We start from the raw sequence: 17,825 nt of genomic DNA, 5'->3' as shown, positions 1-17,825 counted from the left end.
GGAGATTAGATACATCAAAAAAGAAACAGCTGAAAATAAAATTGTGTCATCGTTATATGGATATTGTAAGTGAAAATTCTATCCTGTATAATTAAATCAATCATTAAAGTTACTTCTACTCTAAAGTGGAAGTACTTTTTTTATCTTAAATTTAAAAGGAGGAAAAAAATGTTTTTAAATTTTGTTGGGTTAACGTTGTATTTTGGTATAGGTATTTTATTAGCGAATGGTCTAAGTCTCATTGCAAGAAAAGGGAAAAATAGTAAAGGGACGATTATACTACTGATCGTTGAATTATTCTTAATGGGCGGCTTCTTATTTGTGGCATTACCTAGTAAGACTCTCTCAACTATTTTATGGATCAATCTAATTGGAGCAGTTATTGCAAGTGGCTTGTTGTTGACTCGGCGTTCTATCAGTAAGGCATCTATGAAGGTGTTGCATAATGGACGCAAAAATGCTGAAACAGTTACAGTAAATGATTGGTCCGGTCGTGTTCTAGGGATCAGTCTAGCCGCAATGGTTTTATTATTCATTGTTAGTTCTGTAACAAAGGTAACAGCCATTGATGATGTTTATCAAACGATTCCTTTGAAGACAGAGGAAAAGGCTGAAGTGTTGACTTCTACCAAAGAGACACCTATTGCGATTGCGCCAAAAACGGCTAAGCGGAAGATGTTGCAAAAATTCTCTGTGATTCCAAACTCAAATATGTTCACCTTAGATGGTATTACGGCTCAAGTTGTGAATGATGAGTATGTGTATGTTGCTACAGTCGAATTTAATGGATTTTTTAAATGGTCGAAATTAGGAGCAGTTCCAGGATATTTCATTATCAGTGCAACCGATATTAATGCACAGCCAAAATTTGTTGAAAAACCGATCATTTATACGCCGTCTGCTTATTTTGGCAAAGATGCTGCACGTAAAATTTATGCTGCCTATCCAGATTACGCGACGACAGGAAAAATTAATTTAGAAATAGACGATAAAGGAAATCCCTTCTATATTCAAACGCTATACAAAGAATATGGGGTTTCTGGTCGAATGAACTACAATGAATTTAAGACAGCCGTTTTAAATGCAACAACGGGTGAAGTGAAAGTCTATAATAGCAAAGAGGCGCCAAAATTTGTAGATGCTCCGATCACTAGTTCTGCAGCAAATAGTATCAATGAATACTTTGGCCGTTACAGCAAGGTTGGTGGAATCAAACGATGTTTGGCGCAAAAAAAGATGTGAAGATTCCAACAGAAAACGGCATTTATGCATCCGGCCAAATCACACCGATGATGAATAAAGAAGGCAGTCAATTGTTGTATTTTACAGATTTTACAAGTGGAGATGAAGAGCAAGATTCCGCTTTGGGTTATTCGCTGATCAATGCAAGAACGGGTCAAGTAACGTATTACCGTGATACAAAAGTAGGGATCATGGATAGTGATGGCGCTATTTCGATTACAGCGAAAATTTACCCAGAGAAAAAATGGAAAGCCAGTATGCCTGTTTTGTATAATATTGATGGTGTTCCGACTTGGATCGTTTCCTTAATGGACAGTAAAGGGATTTTCAAAAAATATGTGTATGTCAATGCAGTAGATAATGATATTGTAGTGGATGCAGATGCAGCACAAAATGCCTTAGATGCTTATCGCATTGAGTTGGCAACAAAAGGAAGTAATAACACAAGCACTGATGCCGCCGATTTAGAGAAAATCAAAGGGACTGTTTCCCGTATTACTATTGTTGCCAGTGAGGCACAGACTGTTGTTTCCTTCTTATTAGAAAATGAGAAAACAATCTACAGTGTGACAACGAATAACAGTCCGATGGCACTTTTCCTAAAAGAAGGAGACAAGGTTGAGTTTCAGGCCGTGGTTACAGCAGATGCAAAAGCTGCCAGCATTGAAAATCTTGTGATTGAAGGCTTGGAATAATCGTATCTGAATACTAGAAATATGATCTTATCAGTTGTTAATAATAAGTAAGGGCTCATTAACTAAAAAAAGTTAGTAAACAACCTAGAGGGAGAAAAATCCTCTAGGTTGTTTTTGTAGAATAGAAAAATTCTCAACCAATGTTAGAAAGGAAAAAAATCCTCAACAAGATATGATACAATATTTTCCAAATGAAGGCGTTATCTTTAACTCTTCAAATAAACAATAAAGGAAGTTAAGTTTATGTATGTAGGTTTTGACATAGGAGGAACGACTGTTAAATATGGTGTTTTGGATGAAAATGGCACTATTTTATCAAAAGGAAGTGTTGAGACAGAATACGAACCTGAGATATTCTACGCCAATCTTTTAAAAATCATCGATGACGCCAAAGCTGATTATCAAATAGAAGGAATTGGCATAAGTGCGCCAGGGATTGTCCAAAAAGATGGCTTTATGTTAACGGCAGGAGCGATCAAACCATTATATGGTGAAAATTTCAAACAAAAGCTAGAGAAGTTGACTAGTCTACCTGTCACGGTAGAAAATGATGCAAATGCCGTTGCCATAGCAGAAAAATGGATCGGTAATGCAATCGATCTGGATAATTATTTATGTCTCGTCTTAGGGACTGGTGTTGGTGGGGGGATCGTGATTAATGGAAAAGTGTATCGTGGTTCTCACGGCATGGCTGGAGAATTTGGTTGGATGATGATCGATAAATTACCTGAAACAGGAAATCTTGAATCGGTATCGATCAATAGACGTGCATCTGTTGTGGATGGTCTGATTCGTCTGTACAATGAGTCGCAGCCAAAAAATGAAGCAACCTTTGTTCCTATTAGCGATGCACGGGAGATCTTTGCTTTAGCTGAAAGTGGTGACATGCTTGCAACGACGATTACAAAACAATTTTATGTGGATCTTTCAGTTGGTCTGGTCAATCTGATTAGCTGCTTTGATCCAGAAGCCATTTTAATTGGTGGTGGTGTAAGTGCGAATGAACAGTTTCATAGAGAACTTCAGAAAACGTTGGCTGAGGTGGAAAAAAATCACGCGGCTATCAATTATCTAAGAGGTAAGACGATTGCACCTGTTATACCAACAAAATTGAAAAACGATGCAGGGCTTATCGGGGCAGTTTATCAAGTTCATCAATTGATCAGTAAATAAATTTTTTATGGTATAATTTTCTTAGCGAACTAAAGGAGATTAACCTAAATGGCGATATTTGATTATCTGAAATTAAATGACCTGTCCTCTGTAGAACAAGAAATTTATCGATTTGTTGTGAACAATCTAGATAAAATCCCTTATATGCGTGTTCGGGATATTGCTGATGGTGCACATGTATCTTCAACATCTGTCTTTCGTTTTGTTCAGAAAGTCGGCTTTCACTCTTTTCCAGAGTTTCGATTTTATATAAAGTCCCATTTAGATCATGTTGATCAGGAAGAAAATAAGAAACATATTGGCATTGAAGAACGAGTGAATTCTCTTAACATGGGGATTTTCCATCCCGATGTAGAATATCAAATAAAAAAGATGGCGCAAGATTTACGTGATAGTGATTTTATCTTGTTTATGGGCATGGGGGCCTCGGGGCAATTGCCCAGTATATCGCTAGAAAACTAGCAAATTTGGGCTATGTATCTCTTAGTTTAGATGATTTGACTTATCCAATTCGTAGTTTTTTACGCAAGGATCAAAAAAATGCCATCGTCTTTTTAAGTGTATCAGGTGAAACAAAAGAATTGATTGAGGTTATCGCAGGTTTGGAAGATAAGAATATTGTCAAAAAATATTGCATTACACTAAATAAGAAAAGTACGCTGGCTCAACTTTGTGACTACTCTATTGAGTATGAAATCAAAGAAGAACGCAAAGATATTTTTCTGGATTTGACCAGCCAACTGCCGTCGATTGCGATTTTGGAGACGTTGATTAGCTACCTTAAAGACTATCGGAATGAATGAAACTATTGCATTATCTTGAATTAACTAGAGTGACTCTCACTTTAGTTAATTTTTTTTGAAATCAGGAACAGGTCGTTCCAGCCAAGGAATTTATTCTATTTCCCAAGAATTTATTTTTAAAAAGGAGGCGCTTACTTTTTTGGGAGATAATTTATGTATAATACGTTTATAAATGAAAGGAGCTTTATCTATGCAAAAATTTAATGATATTATCGATCGTTCATTAGTACCAATTGCGACAAAGTTAAATAATCAACGTCACATCGCTGCTGTTCGAGATGCGTTTATGTTGATTTTTCCATTAACAATTTCTGCATCACTTGTTATTTTAGTCAACAATATTTTATTTTCAAATGACAGTTTTGTCGTGCAATTATTACGATTATCCAGTGTTTTTCCAAATTTAGAAAGTGCACAACAGGTGTTGTCTTCTGTAGCGAACGGAACCATCAACATCATGAGTATTTTTATCACGTATCTTGTTGCTCAAATATTAGCGAAACATTTTGAAGCAGATTCAACTCTCGTTGGGTTAACAAGTATCGCGAGCTTTATGATTTTGTATCCGAAACCGTTTAATGCAGATGACTTGAATGTTGTCAGTACACAGTACTTAGGGGCTCAAGGTCTATTTGTGGCAATGATCGTTGGTTGTTTAGTAGGAGAATTTTTACCAAAACTATTTAAAGTAAAACGTCTACAAATTAAAATGCCGGAAATGGTTCCGCCAGCTGTTTCTCGTTCATTCTCAAGTATGATTCCAATTGTGATTGTAGTAGGGATCTCAGCAATTATTAATTTTTTAGTGTTAATGATCGCACCAGAAGGCATTAATGAACTTATCTATAAAGGAATCCAAAGTCCGTTACGTGATCTTGGCGGAAATGTTGTTGGGGTAATGTTATTAGCCTTTATTCAAACATTACTATTTTCAATCGGTATTCATGGTCCAAATACGTTAAATGCTGTTCGTTCCGCTATTTTTACAGAACAAGATTTAGCAAATCTTGATTTTATCAATAAAGGCGGCTCACTTTGGGATGTTCCTTATAAAGAGACATGGGGAATTCTAAATGATATGTTTGCAAATATGGGTGGAACGGGTATGACGATGGGCTTGATCATTGCAATCTTTATCGCATCCAGACGTCCAGAACAACGTGAAATTGCGAAAATGTCATTAGTACCAGGAATTTTTCAAATCAATGAACCCATCATATTTGGATTGCCAATTGTGTTAAATCCATTATTGATCGTTCCATTTATTTTGGTGCCAATGGTCAACATTATGATCGGCTATTTCGTTACAGTTGTTTGGCCGATTATGCCTTCACCTGCAATCGGTGTCCCGTGGACTACGCCAGGGATCATCAATCTATTCTTAGGAACAGGTGGAAATATAGTGGCTGCATTGGTTGGGGTTGTTTGTTTGGCCGTTTCTGTAGGCATCTATTTACCATTTGTTATTGCATCGAATCGTGCACAAAAAATCGATTTATAAGCGATTTATTTTTATTGAAGGAGCCGTATTATGACGAATAAAATAGGAGACAATTTTTTATGGGGCGGCGCAATTGCCGCTCATCAAGCAGAAGGAGCATGGAATGTAGACGGCAGAGGGCCTAGTACTGCTGATGTGATGACTGCTGGGGGAAACGGAATTCCTCGGAAAATCACGCAAGGTGTTCTGGATGGAGAATATTATCCAAATCATGAAGCGATTGATTTTTATCATCACTATAAAGAGGATATCAAGCTTTTTAAGGAATTAGGTTTAAAATGTTTACGCACGTCTATTTCTTGGAGTCGTATTTTTCCTAAAGGAATCGAGGAAGAACCAAATGAAGCAGGGCTGCTATATTATGATCGCTTGTTTGATGAATTAATAGAAAATGGCATCGAACCAGTTATTACGCTCTCCCATTTTGAAATGCCGTATTATCTTTACGAGAAATTCGGTGGTTTTGCCAACAAAGAAGTGATTCCATTATTTGTAAAATTTGCTAAATGTGTGTTTGAACGCTATAAAGATAAAATAACGTACTGGATGACTTTTAATGAGATCAATAACCAAGCGGATGGACAAGAACCACTACATGTTTGGACGAATTCAGCAATGATTATTGAAGATGAAGCGAAGAAAGAGGAGCTTGTTTTTCAAGCAGGAATCAACGAATTGATCGCTAGTGCAGCTGCTGTGATTGAAGGGAAAAAAATAAATCCTGATTTCCAAATTGGCTGTATGATGGCGTATGTTCCAGTCTATCCGTATTCCTGTAATCCAGAAGATATGATGGCATCGGTAAAGGCAAATGAGCGAAGATTTTTCTATAATGATATTCATGCTCGTGGGAAAATTCCGACTTATGCGACGAAATACTGGGAGCGTAAAAACTACAAAATAGATATTAGCGAGAGCGAATTAGCTATATTGAAAGAAGGAACCGTCGATTATATCGGATTTAGTTATTATATGTCAGGTACAATCTCAACGCTTAAGGATGTCGAGGGACGACCAACAGAGGATATTCCCAATGCGAAAATAGTGAAAAATCCATATATCAGTGTATCTGATTGGGGTTGGCCGATCGATGAAGTCGGCTTGCGTTATGTCTTGAATACTGTTTATCAGCGTTATGACCTCCCGTTGTTTATTGTAGAAAATGGCTTTGGTGCCTATGATAAACTGACAGATGAAAATACTGTTCATGACGATTATCGGATTGATTATTTGAGTAAACATATCGAACAAATGAAAAAAGCCATCGTAGAAGATGGTGTTCCAGTCATTGGGTATACACCTTGGGGGATCATTGATATCGTCAGTTTTGGTAGCGGTGAGATGGAAAAAAGATATGGTATGATCTATGTAGACAAGGATAACGAAGGCAAAGGAACCTTGCAACGTTTGAAAAAAGACTCATTCTATTGGTATCAGCAAGTGATTGAAACAGCAGGTGAAGATATTTAAATGACTGGCGAAATTTAAAATTGGAGTTAAAGGTGAGCTTCTATTAAGCTAGTAAAGAAGTATTTTATCCAAGAATAAGCATAGTTTTAGTCTACTTAACCTACTGACATTTTGAATAGAAACAACGACGAATCAGAGTCTGTTGTTTCTATTTTTATTTGTATTTTTTCTGAGAAAATCAGGTGCAATTATACAAGACTGAATACGTAAAAAAATGTAGATATAGTTAGCTAACTTAAAAATGATAAATAAATATGATTTTTTTGCGCACAGATGTACAAAAAACGAAGAATTTAACTTATTTTATAACAGTTAAATTCTTCGTTTTTTTTATTTATTCTCTACAGAAGTATTTATAAATATAAAAAATTACCTGTTATCAATAAGAACAGGTAATTGCTCATTAATTAATTTAATTGCTGATCAATATCTACAGCCATAATACTCTTTGTTTATAGAGATGTCAACAAGGTATTTTATGGTTTTTATATTTTTTTTGGTAAAATATTTTCTTTTTTACATTTTTTATTAGAAATAAAAATGTGATTGAATAGCCTAAAAAGCTTTATTCTAGAAGGTTAGATAAGGGAAATAGGCATTGATATATTCGCCGTCACAAACGCCGTCAATTGAAAGAGGGGAAAATGAATGTCACGAAGAGGGGAAAATATTTACAAACGAAAAGATGGCCGTTGGGAAGGTCGTTATATAAAAGGTAGAAAATTAGATGGATCAATTCATTATGGGTATGTGTATTGCAAGAAATACAACGATGTTAAGCAGCAGTTGATGCAGATCAAAGGGCAACTTTCTCATTATCAAGAACCAATCATTTACTCTTATGCAGGATCAGTTAAGGATTGGATCGTTTATTGGTTGGAGTCCGTTGTGTATCCTTCTGTTAAATTAAGCACTTATGTCAGTTATAGAAGCAAACTAACCGTTCATGTGCTGCCAGTACTGGGAAAAATCAAACTAATAGACTTAAAAAAAGAACAAGTGCAAACATTGATTGATCAGTTAGAAGAGAAATTGTCTGTTTCTTCTGTTCATGCAGTCGTTCGTGTTCTGCGAACGTGCTTAGCTGCTGCTAAGGAAAAAGAGTTACTTGCTAAAAATCCAGTTACTGGTATTCGCTTGCCTAAAACAGGAAAAAAACGGTCAAAAGCATTGTCTGTCAAAGAACAACAACAGCTAAAGGAAACTGCCCAATCATCAACGATTGGCTTAGCAGCATTATTTGCTTTGGAAACAGGAATGCGGATTGGCGAAATTAGTGGATTGAAGTGGTCAGATATTGATTGGGAGAGGCGAGAAATCCACGTGAATCGGACATTACAACGATTAACGGATGAGCATGGGCGAAGTAAATTAGTAGAAGGAACACCCAAAACGCGATCCTCGTATCGAATGATCCCGTTGTCTAAACGGTTGTGGCATATTTTACAGCAAAAAAAAGGGATCGAAGCTGATGCTTATATCTTAAGTAATAGTAAAAGTAGCATTGAACCACGTGTTTTACGTTATCAATTTAAGCAACTGTGTCAAGAGGCTGGGTTATCAGAGGTGAGTTTTCACACGTTACGCCATACCTTTGCAACGCGCTGTTTAGAAGCCGGGGTAAATGTTGCAACGATCAGTGCGCTATTGGGACACCATTCAGTCAAAATGACGTTGGACATCTATACGCATTCTCTTTATTCGGAAGAACGTGCTGCGATTGATCATATTTCTACCTTTTAAAAAAGAGCATTTTCTGGCTCTTTTTTGTTTATTTAAATAACGAAAGTTATTTAAATTGTATAAAGCTAAAATCAAAACTATTTTTTTAAACTTATTCTTAAAAAATAAGCCCGCGGTTCACCCCTATTCACCGTCAACATCGCCGTCACTACCAGTGATAGTTCCTTTATTTTCAAGGCGTTACCAATATTTACCTGTTCTTATTGATAACAGGTAAATTTGTAGGACTACTCACAATAAGGATAATTTTTATTGTAAAGGAAAAGAAGCAATAATTCAAAGAAAAACCTTCTTAAAAAGAATAAGCTATTTGATTCAGTAGATACACGGTATTGACATAGGACCAAACATAAAACTTTTTATTAACAAACATGGAGGAGGACGATTGCATGTATCAGTTAGGTATATTGTCATCTACAATAACCTCGATATCCGATAAACAACAAGCATTTGAAAAAATAAACTGTCAAGTTGAGATTTTTGGAGAACTACCAAGTAATGAAAAACTTTGTACATATGATGGGATCTTAATTGAGGAAATAGGTGAAGGAGACATAAGCCAGACATTTTCTATTATTTTACAAATTAAACAGCAAACGAATGCCTATATTTGGGTTTTATCTGAAAACTCAACGTTGATTAATCGTCAAATCTATTTGCAATTGGGTGTCGATGGGAATTTTTATCGAGAAAGTTTTCCTGTAGAGGTTATTTTCTATTTAAAAAATTTTTTAGAACGTCAAAAAGCTTTAAAAGAAGTTCTTGGAGGAAAACATCGATCCTATCAAACAACTAAACAAAAAAATCAACTTGAGTTAAATCCAGTGAATCATAGTCTATTAGTTCCTATAGAGGACGGTGACATAGTAGAAATAGGGTTAACCAAATTAGAATACCGAATAATTGAATTGCTATATAGCCATCCAGGAGCAGCCTTTAGCTATGAAGAACTTTATGAAAAGCTTTGGCATACTTCATATACACAAGAGAATTATCGAGTAGCTAATGTTATCTTTCATATCCGTGAAAAACTGGAACAACATGGCGTTGATTCGAGTTTCATCAAAACAGTGCGTTCAAAAGGTTACATGCTTAAGTTGGAAAAAGTAAAAAAAGTCGCTTAAGAAAAAAATGGTGTGTAATTCAATGTAAAGTCACAGAGAAAAGTCTGTTAATGAAAGTAAGCTCTTTATTCTTTAGGTGATCTCCAACTAAACCTAAACGTTACACGATTAAGGAGGTGAATAAATGAAAGAAAGACGGAACAAAAGCGACTTGTTTCGATTGAGAGGGGGTTCATGACTGTGACTATAAACATAAAGGAGTTGAAAATATGTCCCGAAAAATTAAGAAGTGGCTTGTGATATTTCTGCTACCTACCTTATTACTGACTATCGGAAGCAAAACTAACGCTGAAGAGATTAGTTCAAGACTTAAGATTCCAGAAGCGAATAAAATACCCTTAACAATATCACCTCTGTTTAAGCCAATAACACAAGGAAAAGTAGTCTCTGTTCCAGCGGAGTACACCTTTCAGCCAAAAGCAACGGCAATGACAACAGTGAAAGTGATCGATGATACAGGGGATATCACACCACCGAGAGGTACATGGAAAAAAGGATTCGCTAAATCTAATATGGGGACTCACCCTATGTTATTGCTACTTATATGGGGTTAGTCAATAACAAATGGGTAGATGTGAAGCTGATTCCAATCTCAACGAAAAATGCAGAAGGGTTTTATGTTGGGCTAAATAAAGATAATGATGGTTCGATAGGGACGACCGCAAGAGAATCGTTATTTACAGTTTCAGATACAAATGATTCTGAACCTAAGCTGACCATGCAGTTTATTGATCACCAAACGGGAGCGCCGATTCAAGTACCTGGAGGACATATAACCTATAGTGATATCGATAATGATGAGTGGATAAATTTCTCTTCAGCAGGTTCGGAAATTGTTAATGCTTATTCTTGGAGTACCACAAAACTGAAAGGGGCGATAGATCATAACACTAATCATGATCTTACAATATCTTCAGAAGGGGCTCTTGATGTTCCAGAAACAAATAAAAATTATTGGGTTACGGTTACTTATAATGCAACCTCTTCAATAGATTTACAATTCAATGCAAGACAATCAGGAATAGCTTTTGGTTATCATGAGTTTGATGAGTTGATGTTTGAGTTAAGCGATCCCAATAAAATTGGTGATACAGATGGAAATATTGAGGATGAAGCTATAACATATTCAATTTATCAAGATGTTCCTTATCGAAGTGGTTTAACCGCTCTTTCGAAATTTGCGATAGAAGATTCTATTCCTGCTGCTCTTGATATAGTGAGTGTCAATGTATTTAATAATGGCGGTATGGACGTTACAAGTAGGTTTACTAATAAAACAATAGGTAATCAAGTTGTTTTAGAGGGAAACTATTTGATGCTGGCCAATACAGCGAAGGATACGTATCGAGTCGATATAAAAACAAAACTAAACAAAAACGAAAATTATATGCAATATTATAATACCTCGCTTGGGCAATTGGTAATTCCCAATAATGCGACAACAAAATATACCAATAGTCCAAATAATGAATCATTTGTGCTGAATTCACCTGTAGCTTATGGACACATAAAAATGGACATACCGAATACACCGCCTGTGATTTCGCTGGACAAAAAGAAAGATGTATCGACAGGAGAAGCCTATAAGGTTACGGGAAAGTGGCGTGATCTGGATAGTCAATCCGTTATTATCATGTATTCTGTAGATGGTTCACCTCTAAAGCTTGGTCAGTTCCTTGAAAATCCGCAAAAAGGCGTAGACCAACCTTTTATATTTGAAGTACCAGCGAGTGAATTACCTTTGGGAAATCATACGATTAAAGTTATTGCAGCAGATGCAGAAGGTTTGAATTCAAACATAGAGGAGCTTTTATTAACACCGCCAAACACACCGCCGATCATCTCGCTAGATAAAAAGAAAGATGTATCGACAGGAGAAGCCTATGAAGTAACGGGGAAATGGCGTGATCTGGATAGTGATTCTGTTGTTCTCTTGTACTCTGTGGACGGTGGTCCAAATAAATTAGGCAAATTCTATGAAAATCCACAAAAGGGTGTAGATCAACCTTTTACATTTGAAATACCAGCAAGTGAGTTACCTTTAGGAAATCATACGATCAAGGTTATAGCTGGAGATGCAGAAGGCTTGATGTCAAATGTAGAGGAATTATTGCTAGAGCCTCCAGCAGTGGATTTAAAAATTAGCTTTGTCGATGAGAACGGAACGGATATCATTTTACCTATTACTCAGCCTAAAACAGTTGGCGATAAAATTGATCTAACGGCAGATCAAGAGGTCCTTGCTGCACTAGATGAAGTGAGAGCGAAATACTATGACTTAACGGATCGGCCGCTAGAAAAATTTACGATAGAAGCTACTGGAAATAGCGTTGTTTATAAATTTTCTGGTCAATTGGTTTTTGTTTCAGCGCCGCCTAAAATAGACTTTGGGCTTAAGCAAACAACAGCTATCGCAGAAGTGAAAGCGGAGAAACCAGAATATACTGTACCGCTAGTTGTTCTAGATAATAGAGCGAACAACCAAGAGTGGAAATTAACAGTACAAGTTACAGATCCGCTAACGTCATCTGATAAGACCTCGATTTTGCCCGATGCCTTGATTTACAAACGTGGTCAAGATGAAGATGTTCTAGCTACTGGTGTGACAGCCTTGATATCCCAACAGGTGAGTGTCAAAGGAACAGAATTCAATGTCAGCAAAGAAGAGTGGGAAGAAAAAGGAAATGGATTTCAGTTTAATCTCGGCAAAGGACAATCTAGGAAAATGGAAGAGTATACAGCAACCATTTTATACTCCTTAGGTGAAACACCATGATGTTAGAGGATAGAGAGAGAAATAAGAAAGAAAAACTGTTTGTTGCATTGTTCTCTGTCATCATATGTCTATCTGTTTTGGTTAGACCAGTTTATTCCGTTCATGCAGAAAATGCTGAAACAGGAGGTGCTGTCCAAACAAACGGAGAAATTGGTTTTTTTGAAGAGAAAACTTCCCCATCAATATCTGATACAGCTAATTCAGGGTCGATTCTTAAGCCGAAACCTAAAGGGAAATTCCCATCTACTGGTGAACTTATGAAAAAAAGTTTGTCCTTTACTGGACTTGTATTGCTCATTATCATTGCTTTTTTCTATCTTAAAAAGCATCTGAGAAGCAAGGAAAAGGGGAAGCAGCAATGAAGAAAAATAAGAAAAATTTGGTGATTGCTGGTACTTTTTTTGTGGCGATATTCTTGGTTTATCTAAGTAATCAATCAGTCTATGCTGATGATAGCGTGGCTGGTGGCGGACATATTTCATTTACAGGAGAGCAGGATACAGGTATAAAAGATCCTGAAAATCCAGGAAAAGTGGTTGATCCAGGCCCCAGCCCCAGTACAAAAGGAGAGTTACGGCTTGATTTCGTTCCCCAGTTAAATTTCTATCGAAATAAATTAGTTGGTAAGGATATGATTTATCCAGTCAACGCACAGCTGTTTCATGATGAAACGCCAGCAAGAGGAAATTTTGTTCAAGTATCTGATGATCGAGGTGCAGCACTTGGTTGGACACTACAACTAAGACAAGAAGCACAATTTCAAAATAGTATGGATCCAAATAATCAGCTAAATGGGGCTTTTTTATCTCTAGATAAGTCTTGGGCGAGTTCAAACCGAGCAGATATTGAAGCGCCGCTTGTTTCAAAAGATGTGATTCTCTTAAATCGCATAGGTGAAACGTACAATTTAGCAGAAGCTAAACCAGGTGGCGGAGTGGGGAGTTGGTCAATTTCTTTTGGCGCCTCAATAGACAATCCAAAAAATCAGGAAGCGACTCTGACGCCTAAAGTTGATGCTGAAGAAAAAGCTGTTTTTGACCCAACATTTGAAAATAAGCAAATGATAGAAAACAGCGCGATTACGTTGTCTGTACCTGGTACAACGGAAAAAATACCAGGAACTTACACTACGGTGCTAACTTGGATATTAGCCGAGTTACCATAAATAAAACACATAATACTAGGAGGAAACACACATGAAATTAACACACAAATTATGCGGAGCCGCTTTACTATCTTTAGTCGGAGTAGCCTTGGCAGTACCAAACACAACAAAAGCAGTAGACTCAGTAAAAGATGGATCAGGACACATCAAATTCACATTAACTGATCCAGGGACAGATATCACAGACCCAGGCTCTGGAACAACAATTACCAATATTCCTAGTGTCACAGATCCAGGAACATTTGGGATCATGGCTGTAACACCGCTAGAATTTGAAACACACAGCGTTTTGACAGCACAAACAAAACGTGATTACGATGCTTCACCATTTTTAGCGAATCCAGGAAGCGTTGAACCAGGAAATGAAGAGTTTGAAGTACAAAACTTTGTAAAGTATCGCGATATTCGTACGACTGTGAATCACACGTATAAATTATCAGCTGCATTAACTCAAAACTTTAAAGATGTAGCAAGTGGTACGTATTTAACGGGTTCTGAACTAACATTTGCCAACATTGATACAACTTCATTAGATGCGGTTGCCCAACCCAAAGGGGTAACACCGACAAATAAATTGACTGCAAATGCAGATAATACATTACCAGGTGCTTCAGCAGAATTTATTCGTAATGAAGTAACAGATAATACTGGTGCGGGTAACATAGAGTTAAACTTTGGTAGACACACATTAGGTACAGCCGGAAATTCAGTTAAATTAACAATTCCAACAAGCACATCAATTGGTATTGGTGATTATAATGCTGTAATTACTTGGACTTTATCTGAAACACTATAATAATGACAAAACAATAAGTAATGATCAAGGTTCATCGACTCGTTGAGTTGATGACCTTGTTTCATGATGGAAGAAAGGACAGCTAAATAGAGATGAAGAGAAAAATAATCACATTGACCATTAGCATTTTATACATAGTAGGATTGATTATTCCGAATCAGCAAGTATTTGCAGAAGAATCAGCTAAACAGGAAGAAAAAGGCACTGCAAGTCCAACTGGATTTACATACAAAGTAATCCAACCAGAAAATCAGCGAAATAAACAAGTCGGTTACTTTGATTTACACATGTCACCTAGTCAAAAGCAAAATGTTCAAATTGAATTAGGTAATGATGGTACACAGGAAGTAGAAGTTCAAGTAGCGATTAATGGTACGAAGACAAATGGAAATGGCGTTATTGAGTATGGACCCACAGGAATTGAAAATGATGCTTCTTTAAAATATGCATTTGAAGATTTAGTAAAAGGGCCGGAAACAGTAAAAGTTCCAGCCAAGGGAACGACCATGTTGGAGTTAGCTATCACCATGCCAAAAGTTGAATATGATGGTGTGATATCAGGTGGGATTCAATTAAAAAATGCAGAAGATGAAAAAGTACGTGATAAAAAGAAAGGGGTCATCAATGAATATGCCTTTCTAGTGGGAATGCTATTAACTGAAACAGATGTTGTCGTACAACCCGATTTAGAGCTAAACAAGGTTACTGTTGGATTAAGTAATTATCGCAATAGTGTATTTGTGAATTTTTCAAATATTCAAGCAGCATACTTAGAAGACTTAACTGTGGATGTTCAGATCATGAAAAAAGAGTCAGATAATGTTTTATATGATGCGAAAAAAGCGAATATGCGCGTTGCACCGAATAGTATGGTTGATTTTCCTATATCTATGAATGGTGAAAAAATGGTGCCAGGACAATACAAAGCTCATATTTTGGCGACTACTGATAATAAAAAATGGGAGTGGGATGAAGAGTTTTCTGTGTCAGATGAAGAAGCAGATAAATATAATAAACAAGATGTTGATTTGATTCAAGAAAATGGGATCAATTGGAAGATCATTGCCATAGTTGTTGCGAGTGTACTGATTCTTATTATACTAATATTCTTCCTCGTTCGTACAATGAGCCGTAAAAAAAGTAAAGTAAAATCTAAAAACAAAAAATGAAGATAAGTAAATAGTAGAGAGGAATTGAAAGATGGGCATTTTAGATTGGACATTCGTGTTATTAATATCCAGCGCTCTTCTCTTTGTTTTATTTGCTGGATTTTCTTTTTTTCTAAGTGTTTCAACAGGGAAAAAAGCGCGGAAATTTAAGCGGAAACCTCCTAAAAATAAGCAAAAGCGAAAAAAGTTTTTAGCAAAACGGAGGATTTTAGAGAAGCAAAGGAGACATCAACAAAACGTTGGTGTGCTTTTCATTATTTGTATGTTACTAACTGGTGGTAGTGCTTTTTATTCAAGATATTATCAAATGACAAATTTAGAAGCTGGTGATTCAGAAGCGATTGTACAAAGCTATTATCTAATTGATGAGATCCAAGGACAACTTATAAACTTGAAAAATGGTACAAATCCTGAAAAATCAATTAAAAATCTAAGGGAAGTTTCTTCAAGGTTAGCAAGTTATGGTGTTAGAAGACCGTATCAAGGATTGACTGAAGATGGGCAAAAAGTATTGACTCGTCATTTTGCTTTGATGAAAAACCTTGGCGTAAATTTGGCCAGTCAGTCAGTTGAGTCATTGACAAATCCAGAGATCATGGAAAGTTATGTTACAGATGTCAATAAAATAAAAGAAAGTCAAAAAAGAGTTTTCGAAGAATTTAAAGTCAATGAGTCAGCACTGAAACAGAAAAAATAGTTTTTGGCTGAGGTAAATAAGATGGACGACACAAAGAAGCAAAGCGTTTATAAGAAAAAAAATACAACGAACACAAAGTCAAAAGAGCATAAAAAAAAGAAAAGTAAAGCTGGAGTAAATAGAAGCAGCAAGCAACAGATAGGTAAAAAAATAAAACCCCATAAAAAACAACGAAAGTTGAAGAAGCAAAAAAGAAAGCAATTGCTTATTGAAACAGGACTAACAGTAATTATTTCAATTGTATTGTTGGCAATAGTATTTAATCTAACAATAGCTGTTCCAAAAGTTGATGGCTATTCAATGACGCCAACAATAAACGATAAAGATCGATTGCTTGTAAATAAGTGGGGAAAGATTAAGCGGTTTAAGTTGCTTTATTTTAAAGAACCGAAAAGAAATGAATATATGGTTCGGCGTGTCATTGGACTTCCTGGAGATGCTCTTTTTTATAAGGAAGGTCAATTATTTATCAATGGAGAAGAAATCGCAGAAAGATTCCTCTCTAAAACGCTAGGAGAACAGGAAAATAAAATGTCGGATTTTACTTTATTTGAACAAATGCAAGTGCACGAAGTTCCCAAAGATAAATACTTTGTTTTAGGCGATAACAGAGAAAATGCTACAGATAGTCGATATTTTGGTTTTGTTGATAAAAAAGATCTTGTGGGTGTGGTCAAGATGCGTCTTTTCCCGGTCCATGTAATGACTCATTTTTAAAGTAGTAAGAAAGGGAACCATAAGATGAAAAATAGATCTTTTAGAGAGATAAAAAGCAAGAGTCCCGTGGGCTATTCTAAAAAAAAGGGTCACAAGCAAATGGCCAGTCAAAGTAAAAGAGTAGGCTATTCACTAGAAGAAAAAAAGAAGCTTGGAAAAGCTAAGAAAAAGAAGCTGATTCGAGAGTGGAGCATTAATTTTTTATTTATTCTAGTGCTATTGTTAGTTCTCTTGTTTTTAGTTCAAGTAAAAACGCATCAAGTAGAGGGCCATTCAATGAATCCAACGTTGGCAAATAAAGATCGAATATTAGTTGTGAAAGGTCAGCAACCTAAAAGATATGAACTCGTTACGTTTGAACCGAAAGATAGTCAGGGTGAATCATATGTTAAGCGCATCATTGGTATGCCAGGAGATGTTATCTGGATAGAAGGTGTATCGTTGTATATTAATCAGCAAGCAGAAAATAACCCACCAAATCTCTATGGTCACGATTTAGCTGCGAGTAATTTACCTGACGGAACAACTCGGATTTTAGTTAGTGAAGCGGTCGCTAAGGAATTGAAACAGTACTATCAAATTCCCGATAACACTTATTTTGTACAAGGGGACAATCGTAATCATTCAGATGACAGTCGCGTATTAGGGTTGATCGATAGCAACCAAATTGAAGGCATTGTGACGTACCGATACTACCCCTTCAATAAAATTGGTGTAGTCAGATAAAGGTACAAATGATGAAAAGAAAGTGAGC

Annotated in this window: 14 protein-coding genes and 2 pseudogenes; all 16 read left to right on the top strand. The window is 36.3% G+C overall.

Annotated features, from left to right (window positions below):
- The first annotated feature begins 168 nt into the window (after positions 1-168).
- The 16 genes and pseudogenes from V192_RS20565 to lepB (V192_RS0116960) all read left to right on the top strand — a co-directional run bounded on the left by V192_RS20565 (position 169) and on the right by lepB (V192_RS0116960) (position 17,797).
- Positions 169-1,937 (top strand): annotated as a pseudogene (locus V192_RS20565) (DNA-binding protein).
- A 243-nt stretch (positions 1,938-2,180) separates the two neighbouring features.
- Positions 2,181-3,110, top strand: coding sequence for an ROK family protein (locus V192_RS0117030; RefSeq protein ID WP_025873498.1), 930 nt, complete (start codon positions 2,181-2,183; stop codon positions 3,108-3,110).
- A gap of 48 nt (positions 3,111-3,158) precedes the next feature.
- Positions 3,159-3,913 (top strand): annotated as a pseudogene (locus V192_RS22775) (MurR/RpiR family transcriptional regulator).
- Between the two features lie 190 nt (positions 3,914-4,103).
- Entirely contained in the window at positions 4,104-5,414 is a 1,311-nt protein-coding gene (locus tag V192_RS0117020; protein ID WP_025873497.1) for a PTS sugar transporter subunit IIC, read from the top strand.
- Between the two features lie 30 nt (positions 5,415-5,444).
- Positions 5,445-6,884, top strand: coding sequence for a 6-phospho-beta-glucosidase (locus V192_RS0117015; protein WP_025873496.1), 1,440 nt, complete (start codon positions 5,445-5,447; stop codon positions 6,882-6,884).
- 648 nt (positions 6,885-7,532) lie between these two features.
- Positions 7,533-8,627, top strand: coding sequence for a tyrosine-type recombinase/integrase (locus V192_RS0117010; RefSeq protein ID WP_025873495.1), 1,095 nt, complete (start codon positions 7,533-7,535; stop codon positions 8,625-8,627).
- 389 nt (positions 8,628-9,016) lie between these two features.
- A complete protein-coding gene (locus V192_RS21015) occupies positions 9,017-9,751 on the top strand; it encodes a winged helix-turn-helix domain-containing protein (protein ID WP_025873494.1) in 735 nt (244 codons plus the stop codon).
- 209 nt (positions 9,752-9,960) lie between these two features.
- Entirely contained in the window at positions 9,961-10,305 is a 345-nt protein-coding gene (locus tag V192_RS0117000) for a hypothetical protein (protein WP_025873493.1), read from the top strand.
- Positions 10,296-12,527: an isopeptide-forming domain-containing fimbrial protein gene (locus V192_RS0116995; RefSeq protein WP_025873492.1), complete on the top strand. Its 2,232-nt coding sequence runs from the start codon at positions 10,296-10,298 to the stop codon at positions 12,525-12,527. The genes V192_RS0117000 and V192_RS0116995 overlap by 10 nt, the downstream gene beginning before the upstream one ends.
- Positions 12,524-12,889: an LPXTG cell wall anchor domain-containing protein gene (locus tag V192_RS0116990; RefSeq protein ID WP_025873491.1), complete on the top strand. Its 366-nt coding sequence runs from the start codon at positions 12,524-12,526 to the stop codon at positions 12,887-12,889. The genes V192_RS0116995 and V192_RS0116990 overlap by 4 nt, the downstream gene beginning before the upstream one ends.
- On the top strand, positions 12,886-13,692 hold the full coding sequence (locus tag V192_RS0116985) for a WxL domain-containing protein (RefSeq protein WP_025873490.1): 807 nt from the start codon (positions 12,886-12,888) through the stop codon (positions 13,690-13,692). The genes V192_RS0116990 and V192_RS0116985 overlap by 4 nt, the downstream gene beginning before the upstream one ends.
- A gap of 31 nt (positions 13,693-13,723) precedes the next feature.
- Positions 13,724-14,488, top strand: a complete 765-nt coding sequence (locus V192_RS0116980) for a WxL domain-containing protein (protein ID WP_025873489.1) — start codon at positions 13,724-13,726, stop codon at positions 14,486-14,488.
- Positions 14,489-14,580: 92 nt separating this feature from the next.
- A complete protein-coding gene (locus V192_RS0116975) occupies positions 14,581-15,657 on the top strand; it encodes a WxLIP family cell surface protein (protein ID WP_025873488.1) in 1,077 nt (358 codons plus the stop codon).
- A 31-nt stretch (positions 15,658-15,688) separates the two neighbouring features.
- Entirely contained in the window at positions 15,689-16,354 is a 666-nt protein-coding gene (locus V192_RS0116970) for a hypothetical protein (protein WP_025873487.1), read from the top strand.
- Positions 16,355-16,375: 21 nt separating this feature from the next.
- A complete protein-coding gene (lepB, locus tag V192_RS0116965) occupies positions 16,376-17,071 on the top strand; it encodes a signal peptidase I (RefSeq protein ID WP_025873486.1) in 696 nt (231 codons plus the stop codon).
- Between the two features lie 24 nt (positions 17,072-17,095).
- Complete coding sequence (gene lepB / locus V192_RS0116960) at positions 17,096-17,797, top strand: signal peptidase I (protein WP_051581977.1); 702 nt, start codon at positions 17,096-17,098, stop codon at positions 17,795-17,797.
- Positions 17,798-17,825 lie beyond the last annotated feature (28 nt).

It is taken from the genome of Enterococcus crotali (assembly GCF_000633635.1).
Classification (GTDB): Bacteria; Bacillota; Bacilli; order Lactobacillales; family Enterococcaceae; genus Enterococcus_L; species Enterococcus_L crotali.
This window is presented reverse-complemented; position numbering and strand designations above follow the sequence as displayed.